The organism is Flavobacterium suzhouense, from assembly GCF_042684765.1.
In the GTDB taxonomy this organism is placed as follows: domain Bacteria; phylum Bacteroidota; class Bacteroidia; order Flavobacteriales; family Flavobacteriaceae; genus Flavobacterium; species Flavobacterium suzhouense.
Map to the genome: position 1 here is coordinate 521,368 of NZ_JBHUMD010000007.1, position 13,338 is coordinate 534,705.

Consider the following 13,338-nt stretch of genomic DNA (forward strand, 5'->3'; position numbering starts at 1 on the left):
GTGGTAGATTTCAAAAAATGGAAAATAATACAGAGATGAGAACGTGGCTTGACGAATTTAAAGCGTCTAAGCCTTTGATTATAGCGGGTCCCTGCAGTGCCGAAACTGAAGAGCAGGTTATGAATATAGCCCGTCAGTTAAAAGATTCAGATGTTAGTATTTATCGTGCCGGTATCTGGAAACCCAGAACGCGTCCGGGAGGTTTTGAAGGTGTTGGTGCCATCGGACTGAAATGGCTGCAAAAAGCAAAAACAGAAACCGGATTGCCTATGGCAATTGAGGTGGCCAATGCTACCCATGTAAAATTAGCCCTTGAACATGATATAGACGTACTGTGGATAGGTGCACGTACAACAGTGAATCCGTTTGCGGTGCAGGAGATTGCCGATGCGCTTGCAGGTACCGATAAAATTGTACTGATAAAAAATCCGGTAAATCCTGATTTGAGCCTTTGGCTGGGAGGTGTGGAGCGTTTGTATAATGCGGGTATCAAAAAGCTTGGTGTGATACACAGAGGGTTTTCTACATATGAAAAAACAAAATACCGTAACATACCCGAGTGGCAGCTTGCCATTGAACTTCACGAACGTTTCCCTGATTTGCCGCTGATAGGTGATCCATCACATATAACGGGACGTCGTGATATGATACAGGAAGTAGCGCAACAGGCACTGAACCTGAATTATGACGGACTGATGATTGAAACCCATAATGACCCTGAAAAGGCCTGGAGTGATGCCGCTCAGCAGGTTACTCCGGCAAGGCTTAAAGAAATTTTGAGCAGTCTTATCGTTCGTAAAAAAACTGACGAAGACAGTGTTTTTAACGAAGAACTTGAGAAGTTAAGGTTGCGTATCGATGAGTATGATTCGAAGCTTATTCAGGTATTGGGGCAAAGAATGCGTATTGCAGATAAGATAGGGGAGCTTAAAAAAGAAAATAACGTTGCCGTATTGCAAACCCAGCGCTGGAAACAGATACTGGAAAGGATGAAGGCCGAAGGGCTTCCTGAAAACCTTAGTGAAGAGTTTATTTTGGATTTGTTCAGGGCAATACATCAGGAAAGTATTGCGCATCAGGAGAAAATAATAGGAGGTAAAAAAGATGAGAATAACAGCCAATAATAATTGGCTATCTTTGCGCTATGACAGGATTGGTTTATAAATCTACCGGAAGCTGGTATACTGTAAGGACAGAAGAGGGAACTTTTTACGAATGCCGTATAAAAGGGAAATTCCGTATTAAGGGTATTAAGAGTACAAACCCCGTTGCCGTGGGTGATATTGTTGACTTTGACCTTGATGAAACTTCTGATACCACTACGGGGCTTATCCATAATATACAGGAAAGGAAAAATTATATTATCCGTAAGTCGGTAAACCTGTCTAAACAGGTGCATATAATCGCTTCGAATATTGATAAGGTTTTCCTCTTGGTTACTATAAACAATCCGCCTACAACTACAAGTTTTATCGATCGTTTTCTGGTAACCGCCGAAGCATATGGTATTGAAGCTATCCTTGTTTTCAATAAGATAGATACGTTTGACGACGCCATGCTCGATGAGCAGCTGTATCTTCAATATATTTACAGTAATATAGGCTACAAATGCCTGCGGGTTTCATCTACCCAGCAAAAAGGTATTGATGAGCTTAAAGCAGAAATGCAGGATAACGTTAGTATGTTCTCGGGACATTCAGGAGTTGGTAAATCTACTCTTATCAATACGCTACAGCCCAATCTTAACCTGAAGACTAAAGAAATATCAGAACAGCACAGCCAAGGACAGCATACTACTACTTTTGCTGAAATGTTTGATCTTGATTTTGGGGCAAAAATTATTGATACTCCCGGGATTAGAGGTTTTGGTATCGTTGATATGGAGAAAGAAGAAATTGGGGATTACTTTCCGGAATTCTTTGCGCTGAAAGACCAATGTAAGTTTAACAACTGCCTGCATAAGGAAGAACCACATTGTGCCGTAAAAGAAGCGCTTGATAACGATGAAATTGCGTGGTCGCGTTACAATAGTTATTTGCAAATGCTGGAAGGCGATGAGGAGCATTACCGTACCGATGCCTATGCTGATGGCAGAAACAAAGAGGAGCAGGAATAATGAAGGCAGTTATACAGCGTGTAAGTGAGGCATCAGTAACTATTGAAGGAAAAAGAGTTGCTGATATAAAAGCAGGACTACTTATCCTTGTTGGAATTGAAGATGCCGATACTCTGGAAGACATCAACTGGCTTTCTGCCAAAATAGTAAAGCTTAGGATTTTTGGTGATGATGAGGGGCTTATGAACCGTTCCATAGAAGATATTAATGGTGATGTAATAGTGGTGAGCCAGTTTACACTTCATGCGGCTACCAAAAAAGGCAATCGCCCGTCATATATCCGTGCTGCAAAACCGGATATTGCAATTCCGCTTTATGAAGCATTTGTACTGCAAATGGAAAAAGACCTTGGTAAAAAAGTGCAAACAGGTGAGTTTGGGGCTGATATGAAGGTGGCACTTATTAACGATGGACCGGTGACAATAATCATAGATACAAAAAATAAGGAATAGATGGATATCAAAAATGCACAGCTTGACGTAGATAACTGGATAAAAGAACATGGAGTACGCTACTTTAATGAACTTACCAATATGGCCCAGCTTACAGAGGAAGTAGGTGAAGTAGCCCGTATTATTGCACGCCGCTATGGTGAGCAGAGCGAAAAAGAAAGCGATAAGAATAAAGACCTTGGTGAGGAACTTGCCGATGTAGTATTTGTGGTTCTTTGTCTTGCTAATCAAACAGGGGTAGACCTTCAGGCTGCTTTTGATAAAAAGATGGATATAAAAAGCAAACGCGATCACGACAGGCATCATAACAACGAAAAGCTGAAATAATATGCGATTAAAAATTGCCCAGTTTTTTGGAGGTATAATTCTTTACTCAATATTTGGGGCATTAATGATATGGATATCAGGAGTTGGGTTTAAAGGACAGTGGACTTTTCTCAGCATCTGGATTGTAGGCATGTCATTAATGCATGTACTTATTATTGAGCCTATGCGAATGAAAATGGCCAAAAGAAAAGCTGAATTGCAAAAGAAAAAGCAATAAATGGATATACGTCTGCATATATCAAAAAATATTATTTCTGAAACTATAAAAATTTCCGGGAGTAAATCTGAGACCAACAGGCTTTTACTATTACAATCTCTTTACCCCGGGATTACAATTGAAAATGCGTCGGAATCAGATGATAGCGAAGCGATGCGTAAAGCACTTGCAGGCAATGACTCTGTAGTTGATATACACCATGCCGGCACTGCAATGCGTTTCCTTACTGCTTATTATGCCATTCATCTGGGCAGGGAAGTGGTGCTTACGGGTTCGTCCCGAATGAAGGAACGCCCTATTGGTGTGCTAGTCGATGCTTTACGAGCCCTTGGTGCTGATATTGAATATACGGACAATGAAGGATATCCTCCCCTCAAAATTAAAGGTAAAGGACTTACGGTTGATAGTGTTACGATTAAAGCTAATGTGAGCAGTCAGTATATTACTGCTTTACTTTTAATCGGTGCTAAATTTGAAAATGGACTTGAGATAATTCTCGAAGGCGAAATTACATCCCGTCCCTATCTCGAAATGACACTTTCACTATTGCAGGAAGTTGGAATTAAATCATTATTTCAGGATAATGTCATTAAAGTAAGTCCGGCAACCGGCAACCAACAACCAGCAGCCATTATTGTAGAGAGTGACTGGAGTTCAGCTTCTTATTTTTATTCCATAGTTGCCCTTTCGGAAATAGGTACATCAATAACATTATCGTCATTTAAAAAACAAAGCTTACAGGGAGACAGAGCCCTGGCAGATATTTACCAGGATCTTGGTGTAACTACCGAATTTAAAGAAAGTACTTTAACGTTGAGTAAAACCCATAACTCAAAATCCATTACCCGAAACTTAAAAGATACTCCTGATTTAGCACAAACAATAGCTGTGAGCTGTTTTGGGTTAGGAATTGGCTGTAATCTTACCGGATTGCATACGCTAAAGATAAAAGAGACTGACAGGCTTGAGGCGCTTAAAACAGAATTTGAAAAACTTGGTGCTGAAGTTGAGGTTAGCAACGATACACTTTTTCTGAAGCCCTCTTTAGCAATAAATGCAGAGGTAGCTATTAATACCTATAACGATCATCGTATGGCAATGGCCTTTGCTCCTTTGGCAATTAAAGTGCCGATAAAAATTAACGATGCCGAAGTAGTCTCTAAATCTTATCCCGCCTTTTGGGAAGATTTAAAAAAGGTGGGTTTTGAAATAAATACGTTGTAAGCTCTCCTAAATAGCTGTTTTTTAATTACTGGAATAAATAAATGCAAAAACACTTGACAACGCCTGTTTGGCGATAGTATATTTGCACGCAATTAAAGCGGGCGGCAAGTAAGCCGTAACTGCCTAAAAATAAAAACAGAACATGAAATTATCTAACTTCAATTTCAACCTGCCAAAAGAGCTTCTTGCCGAATTCCCTGCAGAAAACAGAGATGAGTCACGCCTTATGGTGGTAAACAGGAAAACAGGAACTATAGAGCACAGACTCTTTAAGGATGTACTTGATTACTTTGATGAAGGTGATGTAATGGTACTTAATAATACTAAGGTTTTCCCTGCGCGTCTTTATGGTAACAAAGAAAAAACCGGTGCAAGAATTGAGGTTTTCCTTTTAAGAGAGCTTAATTCAGAGCAGCGTCTTTGGGATGTTTTGGTTGATCCTGCAAGAAAAATAAGGATTGGTAATAAACTATATTTTGGCGATGACGATTCTCTTGTAGCAGAGGTTATCGATAACACAACTTCAAGAGGTAGGACACTTCGTTTTCTTTATGATGGTTCTTATGAAGAATTCCGTAACAAACTTACTGAACTTGGTGAGACTCCAATACCTAAATATATTAACCGTGAGGTAGTTCCTGAAGATGCAGAACGTTACCAAACAATTTACGCAAAAGAGGAAGGTGCTGTAGCAGCTCCTACTGCCGGTCTTCACTTTTCTAAGCACCTGCTTAAGAGACTTGAGATAAAAGGTATTGATTTTGCTGAAATTACACTTCACGTAGGTCTTGGTACTTTTAATCCTGTTGAAGTTGAGGATCTTTCGAAACACAAAATGGATTCTGAGGAACTTATCATCACTCAGGAGGCTTGTGATATCGTAAACAAAGCTAAGACAAGTAAACATAAAGTATGTGCTGTAGGTACTACTACCATGCGTGCTATGGAAAGTTCGGTATCATCGGCTAAAACGCTTAATCCTTATGTTGGGTGGACAAACAAATTCATCTTCCCTCCATACGACTTTAGCGTTGCTGATTGTATGATCACTAACTTCCATACACCAAAATCAACATTGCTTATGATGATCTCTGCCTTTATGGGTCATGATCTGATGAAAAAAGCATACGAAGAAGCGGTTAAAGAAGAATACCGTTTTTATACTTACGGAGACGCAATGCTTATTCTGTAATTGATAATAATAAAAAGAAAATCCTGCCATTGGCAGGATTTTCTTTTTTAATCAACCTGGTAGGCTAATTTTACGGTAATGTTTGCTGTTTTCTTCTTTGCTGAGGTATTAAACGAACCTCCCCAGGAATATTCTTCAGATGAGTTTTGGGCTATGATCTGAAAAACGCCCATGTCACTCTTTTTTAGATCTCCTAAAGATGATCCTGCATTTTCAGCAATGCTTTTTGCACGTGCATGGGCATCTTTGGTAGCTTCAGCGATCATTTTTATTTTCAGTTCGGCTAGCTTCGTGTAATAATATTCTGGTGGGTTAGAATAAAATTCTACACCCGAATTTATAAGTTGTGATACTTCGCGCGATATACTTTCTACTTTATCTACTTCTTTAGATTCAATAGTTACATTTTGGGTAAGTGCAAATCCGCTAAAAGTTTGTTGTCTCATATTGCCATTGCTGTCATATTGATATTGAAACTCCTTGTTTATAGACACCGCAGAAAATACAATTTCTTCCGCTTTTATACCTTTTGAGGTAAGGTATTTTCGGATTACTTCACGGTCCTGATCAAGAGAAGCATAGGCATCACGCAGAACGGGATTTTTTTTGGTGAACGATCCGCTCCAAACAATGAGGTCAGATATAAAATCTTGTTTGCCCAATCCTGTTACACTAATAGTGTCGGCAGAACGATTACGGTTTTGGAAAGCATTTGAGAATAAGTAGGCGGCAATAATTATTGCTAAAGCCGCGACAATTGTATTTGCAAGATACTTCATAAAGTTTTTTTATATAAAAATACGTTTTTCCTGATAACGTTATAGTTACTTTATTTAGTATTTTTGCAGCCTACAAACAAACTATAATGGATTTTCAAAATACACGCGAATTCGCACAACAGCTTGACGCTAAAGATAAGCTGGCAAAATACAGGGACGAGTTCCATTTCCCGCACGTAAACGGAAAGCAGGTTATTTACTTTACGGGTAACTCGCTTGGGCTTCAGCCGAAAAGGACTAAAGCTTATGTTGACGAAATTATGGACGACTGGGCTAAACTTGCCGTAGAAGGACATTTCTATGCAGATAAACCCTGGTGGGATTATCATGAGCGTTTTGCAGCTCCGCTTAGTAAAGTGGTAGGTGCATTACCTTCTGAGGTTACTGTAATGAATACCCTTACGATTAACCTACACCTTATGATGGTTTCTTTTTACCGTCCTACAGCTAAGAGATTCAAAATCATTTGTGAGGAGAAAGCCTTCCCAAGCGATCAGTACATGATCAAAAGCCAAGTGAAATTTCACGGACTTAATCCTGAAGATGCTATCGTAGAACTTAAAAGAAGGCCGGGTGAACACAACATCCGTCTGGAAGATGTTCTTGCAAAGATTAATGAGGTTGGAGATGAGCTTGCGCTTGTACTTATAGGTGGTGTAAACTATTATACAGGACAGGTTTTTGATATGAAAACCATAACTAAAGCAGGTCAGGATGCCGGGGCTTATGTAGGCTGGGATCTTGCGCATGCTGCGGGAAATATAGCACTTGAATTACACGACTGGAATGTAGATTTCGCAGCTTGGTGCAGCTATAAATACATGAACTCAGGACCGGGTAATGCATCTGGGGCGTTCATTCACGAGATGCACCACAATGATATGGATCTAAACCGCTTTGCAGGATGGTGGGGTCACAACAAAGAGCGTCGTTTCCTTATGGAGCCAAACTTTGACCCAATTCGTGGAGCAAACGGCTGGCAGGTAAGCTGTCTTCCTGTAATTGCGCTTGCGCCATACCTGGCATCGGTAGAGATGTTTGATGAGGTAGGTATGCCGGCTCTTATCCAGAAGCGCGACCTGATCACTTCTTATCTTGAATTTATTTTGGGTGAAGTTGATAAAGAAGTTAACGGGAACTTTGAAGTAATAACGCCAACTGATCCTGTACAAAGAGCTTCGCAAATATCTGTGTTCCTTCATGGAGAAGGAAGGTCGCTGTTTGAGTACCTAATGAAAAACGGAGTGATAACCGACTGGCGTGAGCCTAACGTTATCCGACTTGCTCCGGTACCATTGTATTGTTCTTTTGAAGACATGTATGAGTTTGGGCAGGTACTTAAAGAGGGTATCTTGTCGCATAAGAAATAAAACAAAATGGGAAGCACTTGCTTCCCATTTTTTATCTTCCAAAAGTCTGGTAATGATCTGTGGCATATTCTTCCATGCGTTTCAGCAGGGCTATGTTTTTCTTTTCCAGTTTGGTTAGTTCTTTATCTACATTGTCTGATAGTGGTACATACCATTCATTCGATTCAAAGAAGTCGCGGAATGCTTTCTTTTTAAAAGCATAACCATGGCGGGCATAGATACTGTTTTTTATAATTTCAAGGTCTACTTTTTTAAAGTTCTTAAGTGATTCCTCAGTAAGAACATCCGTAGAGGCATTTATTTTAAAGACATCTTCAGAACTTATCCTGTAGGTCTCTCTTTTGTATGGTATTTCTTTGCCTTCTTCAGTAGTGTAGCTAAAATCTTTTACCACAGGATTATCCCAATCTATAAAGGTATTGTAGTCTTCCTCTAGCATAACTTTCGGGTCGTATATAAAATCTTTCTGAACCAGCTTCAGCTTTTTTCTTGGGTTCGTTTCATCATTAGGTTTGTAAATAGCCCATTTGCCCTGTAACGTATCATTATTTATAGACAATTCGAATTTGCCGTCCTGTTTGTTTTTTCCGGTTTCATTAAGCGTAAAAAATAACAGCCCATTTTTATTGCTTAATATGCCTTTAAACGAACTTCTACTGCCTTTTGAAATACTTTGCCCGAAAACGGAATCTTTTATTATCCTGGTTATTTTTATGGTCAGTTTGCTGGGAGTATCCTCCACATTATCAACCTCGTCAAGGTTATAGTCGGGTTTGGCTATGCCGGTCCATAATCCATACAATTCCCTATGAGATTCTTTAGGTATTTCTGCATAAGCCAACAGGCTTTTATCCATCACGTCTTCTGACTGGAAGACTTCCCTTTTACAGGAAACAATAAGCGAAAGCAGGCAAACTGCCAATAGTAGGTGTTTCATGATTTTTGAGTGGATTTGTTATAAATAAGTAATTCGGCGATCAGTAAGTTCGGTATCCAGCCCAGCCAGGCAATAATTTGGTAAGTGTTCATTGGAGGAAGTTCAAAACAATACACCAGGATTACTTTCCAAAGGCGTAAAGTAACAGCAGATAAAGATAAGGCATAACTGCGCATCATCCAGTTACGGTGCGCTACAAATCGATGTTGTTTTATTCGTATGAGAGCAATAAAGGTAGATATCCACCATAAAGTGCCAAGTATTACAAAGGAAATCTTTGACCAAAAATCGCCATTGGCATGAAAGCCCATATAGATGCCACTTGGTGCGGCAAAGACTAAAAGTAAAATGATATATTGGTATCCTGAATAACGATGAATAAGCTTTCCTGCTTTAGATTTGAAATTAAAAAACTGTATAAATCCAAACAGCAGTAAAAAAATACTGGTATATACATGAGCGTAGAATATATAAATATATTCGGGTAGGGTGGTGACTTCGGTTTGTTTTATCTTCAAAAATGCCGCTGTAGTGCTAAACGGAACATAATACAGCGTAATTTTTACCATAAGCCAGTAAAAATACAGGAATAGCAAAGTAAGAATCAGGTTCCGTCTGGAATATAAATACGGAAAAGCTTTTATTACATTTGTATTCATGATGTTGGTAATTGGTTGATTTTAAAAACGTTAAAATTTTTATTTTATTGTGTCTTTGAAATTGTTTTGCAGTTTTAATCTTACTTTTTTAAGATTGTAGCGTTTATAGACTTTAGGAAAACAAGAATTAAAAAAGGGAAGTTATAACTTCCCTTTTTTACTACCTTCCAAAAGTATCGTAATGATCAGTGGCGTATTCTTCCATACGTTTTAGCAAAGCGATATTTTGTTTTTCGAGCACAGTAAGGTCTTTATCAACATTATTAGAAACAGGGACATACCAGTCGCTGAAGTCAAAGAAATAACGTAGGGAACTTTTCTTAAATGAATAACCGTGACGGGCGAAAACGCAATTCCTTACGATTTCAAGATCAAGCTTTCTCAGATTTTTGAGTGATTCTTCCGTTAGTGTATCGGTTGAGGCATTAATGTTGAATATTTCATCTGATGCTACCCTATATATATCTTTAAGGTATATATGCTCCTCACCGTCTTCGTCTGTGATGGTGTCCTGACGTTGTAAAGGTGTATCCCATTCTACTATAGCGTCATCAAGATCTTTAGCCAGCATAAAGTTGGGGTTATATACAAATTGTTTCTGAAAAGTTTTAGTTTCTTTTTAGGTATAATTTGCTTGTTGGGTTTGTAAATTATCCAGCTTCCCTGTAGTGTGTCGTTAGAAAAGGAGAGTTCAAATCTGCCATCATCTTTTGCTTTCCCTGGTTCATCCAGAGTAATGTAAAGATTAGCCCCCATTTTCGTGAGGATTCCTTTTAGGGGCCTTTGGTTTCCGCCAACGATACTCTGCCCAAACACAGAATCATTATGTATTCGATTAATCTTCAGAGTGATTTTTTTAGGTCCGTCATCATAACCTGTATCTGTTGTGTCGTCTTCATTCAAAACATAACTGTCATATTCAGGCAGAAGAGTTCCTGTCCATAATCCATACAGTTCTTTATGGGACTCCTTAGGTACTTCTGTGTAGGCAAGCGGAGCCTTGTTTTTCATTTCATCTTCCTTTTTACAGGATATCATAAGGGTAAGCAGACAAGCTGCTAATAATAATTGTTTCATGGATTTAGGTTTGTATAAATAATTGGTTATCAAATGTACTCAAAAAGAGAAAATAACAATTATTTGTAAAGCAAAGCAATTAATAATTTTATACTATTTTGCACTCTTAACCTTGAGCATGGAAATATTAATAGCCTTTATTGCCTTTTCATTACTTGCGTTTATTATAAGTGTACTGTTATATTTTATATTCGGGCGAATTGTAGAGCCTACTTATATATTTCTTTTCAATAAGCCGGTATATGTACATTTTTATCCGTTTCCCAAAGAGCTGTCTTTTAGTGAGAAAGCAGTGCTGGAAAAAAACTTCAGATTTTACCGTAATCTTTCAGAACAACGCAAAAAGTATTTTCGCCATCGCATCCATGCCTTTATTGATAACTATAAGTTTGTAGGTAGGGGAGGCCTTGAAGTTACTGAGGAAATGAAGGTGAAAATAGCTGCAACGGCCATCATGCTAACATTTGGTATGAGGGAATACCTGCCAGATCTTTTTGAGGTTATTATTGTTTATCCCGATGTTTTTGAATCAGCGAACGGAGATTATCACAAAGGCGAATTCAATCCGGCTGCGGGAGCTATTGTTTTTTCGTGGAGGGATTTTCAGGAAGGTATAGAATTCGATAATAGTAATATAAACCTTGGATTACACGAGTTTGGCCATGTGTTACATGTCAACGCGATGGGTATTAAAAGGCTGGGATCGGCATTTGTAATTTACAGTGATATGTTTACAAGTATAAAACAATATGTCGCCGTTCCTTATAACCGTGATAAGATACTTAATGCCGGTTACCTTAGGGATTATGCCTTTACAAATGAGCATGAGTTTATTGCTGTGGCACTTGAATATTTCTTTGAATCACCTCAGGAATTCAGGCAAAGGCTGCCTGAATTGTATGAGATGATAAAAAAGATGATTAATTACAGGGAAAATTAGTTATCATTTATCTGTGTCAGTTAATTTCAATCAATTACTTACAGCTGTTACTGCCGCTGAAAACTATTGAAGATTCTCGCGAATATTCTTCATCTGATGGTTGTGCCTAATGGTATGATAGGTCACAAAGTAAAGTGTTTCCAGCTTAGTAATTCCATTTAACGGATGTCCCTCGGGTAATGGAGCCATTTCTTCCAGTTTGGAATTCTTTGCAGCTTCAGTCATTTTATCTTTTGCACTTTCAAGAGAATCCTTAAGCTCTGATTGATCGTAGTATTTGTCTTCGGGTAAGATGAAATCAGGCGATTTCATCTTGTTTTCATAGTTCAGGAATATATCTTTTAGCCACTGGGCTTTCTCTTCCGGATTCCTGTCGGCCTGTTGCGAAGGGGTATACAGCAGCTCATCCATTCCTTTTATAGATTTATAGAGATGCTGTACAACCTGAGCTGCTGTCCAACTGCCCGCAAAAGGGATTTTATTTATTTGTTCTTCATTCAAAGAAGATAAAAGCTGTAAAGTTTCCGTTAATGCAGCGTCCATTTGATTGATGATTTCTTTAGACATAAATTCGTTTTTTGATTGATGATTTTAGTTTAAGGATCAGTGCCTCATAATTTTAAACACTGGCTACTCCTCCAGTACTGATAGTATATTTCCGTAGGGGTCTTTAAACCAGGCAATTTTTGGTCCGCCTCCGCGAAAAATGTTATCAGCGTCGGTTTTAAGATTTTCAAAGTCATAGGTTTCAAAAACCACCCCTTTATCTTTAAGCTGTTGTACAGCCTTTTCAACATCACTTACAGGAAAGTTTAAAACGGTAAAAGTTGCTGGTTTATGGTTAGGCTTATGGTATAGTATTATTGGGTTATTGCCATTGATGTGGAGCTCCAGAATTCCCATTTCACCCTCCTTTGTCTTAATATCAAGAATATCGCTGTAAAAGGCCTTTGCCCTGGCAGTATCATCTACCGAATATCCGCTAAATGCTTTAGTGTCTTTAAACATAACTTTGGTATTTGTTTCAACCACAAGCAACGCTTTGCGTTGCTTGTGGTTGAAGATGAGATTTTACGACTGATATTTTTCGCTATAGCTTATCATCCATTGTATCTGATACCTGTCAGTAAGCATGCCATAGTAATCTCCCCAAAACATATCGTTCATAGGCATTGTAGCTTTACCTCCTGCACTGAGGCCATTATATACCCTGTCAGCCTCTTCGCGGCTGCTTACATTTACACTGATAGACATATTAGTACCGGCAGTTACCTGCTCCATAGATTTTGGAACATCGGTACCCATAAGAACATTCGATCCTATTGGTAATGCAATGTGCATAATACCGTTCTTTTCAGTTTCGGGCATATTTTCACAACCGGGCGTATCGCCAAAGCGCATCACCATGGCAAATTCACCGCCAAAAACGCTTTTGTAAAAGTTGAAAACTTCTTCGGTGTTTCCGTTAAAGTTCAGGTACGGGTTTAAAGAATTCATAATATTATGGATTAATTGTTTGTTTGCTTTATTTGCTTTCCAGTATTTTTTTCAGGTCATTAAGACTAATCGACATATCGTTACGCAGCGCATTTTTCATCAGAGCTGTCATCAGGTTTAACGGATACGGGCTTTTTCCGGTCATGTGCCATACTACCTTTGTGCTATGTTCGCTTTCTGCTTCAGTAGTCATATAAAAATGAGCGATGCTCTTAAAAGGCCTTACAAAACGAACTTCAGTAGTTATGCGTTCGCCATCAATAATTCCGGTTATTTCCTGTTCGCCTTCACCTGCTTTACTGTTCCCGTTCCAGGCGTAGATGTAGCCAACAGTACCATCGACTCCTGTAAGGGTCTTTTTGATATTAGGATCGGTTTTTACCCATTTGCTGTATTCTTCCTGATTGTTTATGTATTTAATATAATCGAATACTTCGTGTTTTGACTTGTTTACTATTGTCAGGGCTTCAACAACATATTCTTTAGGTATAAAAAGGGCTATTATGGCAGGAATTGCCAGTATGATAAGTAGTATCCAGATTACGATCATA

At 38.7% G+C, this 13,338-nt stretch carries 18 protein-coding genes; 9 read left to right on the forward strand and 9 right to left on the reverse strand.

From position 1 onward, the window contains the following. Positions 1-17: 17 nt before the first annotated feature. The 7 genes from ACFSR3_RS07615 to queA all read left to right on the forward strand — a co-directional run bounded on the left by ACFSR3_RS07615 (position 18) and on the right by queA (position 5,528). On the forward strand, positions 18-1,124 hold the full coding sequence (locus ACFSR3_RS07615; protein ID WP_379820424.1) for a chorismate mutase: 1,107 nt from the start codon (positions 18-20) through the stop codon (positions 1,122-1,124). 20 nt (positions 1,125-1,144) lie between these two features. Then, positions 1,145-2,116: a ribosome small subunit-dependent GTPase A gene (gene rsgA / locus ACFSR3_RS07620; protein WP_379820425.1), complete on the forward strand. Its 972-nt coding sequence runs from the start codon at positions 1,145-1,147 to the stop codon at positions 2,114-2,116. Continuing rightward, positions 2,116-2,568, forward strand: a complete 453-nt coding sequence (dtd, locus tag ACFSR3_RS07625; protein WP_379820426.1) for a D-aminoacyl-tRNA deacylase — start codon at positions 2,116-2,118, stop codon at positions 2,566-2,568. Before rsgA ends, dtd begins: the two co-directional genes overlap by 1 nt. Further along, on the forward strand, positions 2,569-2,895 hold the full coding sequence (locus tag ACFSR3_RS07630; protein ID WP_379820427.1) for a nucleotide pyrophosphohydrolase: 327 nt from the start codon (positions 2,569-2,571) through the stop codon (positions 2,893-2,895). 1 nt (position 2,896) lies between these two features. Continuing rightward, complete coding sequence (locus tag ACFSR3_RS07635; protein ID WP_379820428.1) at positions 2,897-3,112, forward strand: hypothetical protein; 216 nt, start codon at positions 2,897-2,899, stop codon at positions 3,110-3,112. Then, entirely contained in the window at positions 3,113-4,336 is a 1,224-nt protein-coding gene (gene aroA / locus ACFSR3_RS07640) for a 3-phosphoshikimate 1-carboxyvinyltransferase (protein WP_379820429.1), read from the forward strand. Positions 4,337-4,478: 142 nt separating this feature from the next. After that, positions 4,479-5,528 carry a tRNA preQ1(34) S-adenosylmethionine ribosyltransferase-isomerase QueA gene (queA, locus tag ACFSR3_RS07645; protein WP_114756439.1) on the forward strand — a complete coding sequence of 350 codons (1,050 nt, stop codon included), beginning with the start codon at positions 4,479-4,481 and terminating at the stop codon, positions 5,526-5,528. 47 nt (positions 5,529-5,575) lie between these two features. Here queA and ACFSR3_RS07650 read toward each other — a convergent pair whose 3' ends face one another. Beyond that, positions 5,576-6,307 (reverse strand): SIMPL domain-containing protein, encoded by a 732-nt coding sequence (locus ACFSR3_RS07650; protein WP_379820430.1) that lies wholly within the window; start codon positions 6,305-6,307, stop codon positions 5,576-5,578. 86 nt (positions 6,308-6,393) lie between these two features. Here ACFSR3_RS07650 and kynU point away from each other — a divergent pair, with 86 nt between their 5' ends. Then, entirely contained in the window at positions 6,394-7,677 is a 1,284-nt protein-coding gene (gene kynU / locus ACFSR3_RS07655; RefSeq protein WP_379820431.1) for a kynureninase, read from the forward strand. 31 nt (positions 7,678-7,708) lie between these two features. On the opposite strand, the gene ACFSR3_RS07660 is transcribed toward kynU, so the two are convergent. The 4 genes from ACFSR3_RS07660 to ACFSR3_RS07675 all read right to left on the reverse strand — a co-directional run bounded on the left by ACFSR3_RS07660 (position 7,709) and on the right by ACFSR3_RS07675 (position 10,350). Continuing rightward, positions 7,709-8,614: a YARHG domain-containing protein gene (locus ACFSR3_RS07660; RefSeq protein WP_379820433.1), complete on the reverse strand. Its 906-nt coding sequence runs from the start codon at positions 8,612-8,614 to the stop codon at positions 7,709-7,711. After that, complete coding sequence (locus ACFSR3_RS07665) at positions 8,611-9,273, reverse strand: DUF2306 domain-containing protein (RefSeq protein WP_379820434.1); 663 nt, start codon at positions 9,271-9,273, stop codon at positions 8,611-8,613. Before ACFSR3_RS07665 ends, ACFSR3_RS07660 begins: the two co-directional genes overlap by 4 nt. A 160-nt stretch (positions 9,274-9,433) precedes the next feature. Then, positions 9,434-9,844, reverse strand: coding sequence for a YARHG domain-containing protein (locus ACFSR3_RS07670; RefSeq protein WP_379820435.1), 411 nt, complete (start codon positions 9,842-9,844; stop codon positions 9,434-9,436). Then, complete coding sequence (locus ACFSR3_RS07675; protein WP_379820436.1) at positions 9,814-10,350, reverse strand: hypothetical protein; 537 nt, start codon at positions 10,348-10,350, stop codon at positions 9,814-9,816. Before ACFSR3_RS07675 ends, ACFSR3_RS07670 begins: the two co-directional genes overlap by 31 nt. Positions 10,351-10,468: 118 nt before the next feature. Here ACFSR3_RS07675 and ACFSR3_RS07680 point away from each other — a divergent pair, with 118 nt between their 5' ends. Continuing rightward, entirely contained in the window at positions 10,469-11,290 is an 822-nt protein-coding gene (locus tag ACFSR3_RS07680; protein ID WP_379820437.1) for a zinc-dependent peptidase, read from the forward strand. Positions 11,291-11,353: 63 nt separating this feature from the next. Here ACFSR3_RS07680 and ACFSR3_RS07685 read toward each other — a convergent pair whose 3' ends face one another. The 4 genes from ACFSR3_RS07685 to ACFSR3_RS07700 form a co-directional block, all read right to left on the reverse strand. Then, positions 11,354-11,857 carry a DinB family protein gene (locus tag ACFSR3_RS07685; protein WP_379820438.1) on the reverse strand — a complete coding sequence of 168 codons (504 nt, stop codon included), beginning with the start codon at positions 11,855-11,857 and terminating at the stop codon, positions 11,354-11,356. 63 nt (positions 11,858-11,920) lie between these two features. After that, positions 11,921-12,298 carry a VOC family protein gene (locus tag ACFSR3_RS07690; RefSeq protein WP_379820439.1) on the reverse strand — a complete coding sequence of 126 codons (378 nt, stop codon included), beginning with the start codon at positions 12,296-12,298 and terminating at the stop codon, positions 11,921-11,923. Positions 12,299-12,361: 63 nt separating this feature from the next. Beyond that, positions 12,362-12,787 (reverse strand): VOC family protein, encoded by a 426-nt coding sequence (locus ACFSR3_RS07695; protein WP_379820440.1) that lies wholly within the window; start codon positions 12,785-12,787, stop codon positions 12,362-12,364. Between the two features lie 28 nt (positions 12,788-12,815). Beyond that, entirely contained in the window at positions 12,816-13,337 is a 522-nt protein-coding gene (locus tag ACFSR3_RS07700; RefSeq protein ID WP_379820441.1) for an SRPBCC family protein, read from the reverse strand. Position 13,338: the final 1 nt, after the last annotated feature.

Coding starts and splice junctions, on each gene's coding strand:
- dtd (WP_379820426.1), top strand. CDS start 2,116: ATGAAGGCAGTTATACAGCGTGTAAGTGAGGCATCAGTAACTATTGAA.
- ACFSR3_RS07660 (WP_379820433.1), bottom strand. CDS start 8,614: ATGAAACACCTACTATTGGCAGTTTGCCTGCTTTCGCTTATTGTTTCC.
- ACFSR3_RS07700 (WP_379820441.1), bottom strand. CDS start 13,337: ATGATCGTAATCTGGATACTACTTATCATACTGGCAATTCCTGCCATA.
- ACFSR3_RS07650 (WP_379820430.1), bottom strand. CDS start 6,307: ATGAAGTATCTTGCAAATACAATTGTCGCGGCTTTAGCAATAATTATT.
- aroA (WP_379820429.1), top strand. CDS start 3,113: ATGGATATACGTCTGCATATATCAAAAAATATTATTTCTGAAACTATA.
- rsgA (WP_379820425.1), top strand. CDS start 1,145: ATGACAGGATTGGTTTATAAATCTACCGGAAGCTGGTATACTGTAAGG.
- ACFSR3_RS07630 (WP_379820427.1), top strand. CDS start 2,569: ATGGATATCAAAAATGCACAGCTTGACGTAGATAACTGGATAAAAGAA.
- ACFSR3_RS07675 (WP_379820436.1), bottom strand. CDS start 10,350: ATGAAACAATTATTATTAGCAGCTTGTCTGCTTACCCTTATGATATCC.
- ACFSR3_RS07685 (WP_379820438.1), bottom strand. CDS start 11,857: ATGTCTAAAGAAATCATCAATCAAATGGACGCTGCATTAACGGAAACT.
- ACFSR3_RS07695 (WP_379820440.1), bottom strand. CDS start 12,787: ATGAATTCTTTAAACCCGTACCTGAACTTTAACGGAAACACCGAAGAA.
- ACFSR3_RS07615 (WP_379820424.1), top strand. CDS start 18: ATGGAAAATAATACAGAGATGAGAACGTGGCTTGACGAATTTAAAGCG.
- ACFSR3_RS07635 (WP_379820428.1), top strand. CDS start 2,897: ATGCGATTAAAAATTGCCCAGTTTTTTGGAGGTATAATTCTTTACTCA.
- ACFSR3_RS07670 (WP_379820435.1), bottom strand. CDS start 9,844: ATGCTGGCTAAAGATCTTGATGACGCTATAGTAGAATGGGATACACCT.
- ACFSR3_RS07665 (WP_379820434.1), bottom strand. CDS start 9,273: ATGAATACAAATGTAATAAAAGCTTTTCCGTATTTATATTCCAGACGG.
- ACFSR3_RS07690 (WP_379820439.1), bottom strand. CDS start 12,298: ATGTTTAAAGACACTAAAGCATTTAGCGGATATTCGGTAGATGATACT.
- kynU (WP_379820431.1), top strand. CDS start 6,394: ATGGATTTTCAAAATACACGCGAATTCGCACAACAGCTTGACGCTAAA.
- queA (WP_114756439.1), top strand. CDS start 4,479: ATGAAATTATCTAACTTCAATTTCAACCTGCCAAAAGAGCTTCTTGCC.
- ACFSR3_RS07680 (WP_379820437.1), top strand. CDS start 10,469: ATGGAAATATTAATAGCCTTTATTGCCTTTTCATTACTTGCGTTTATT.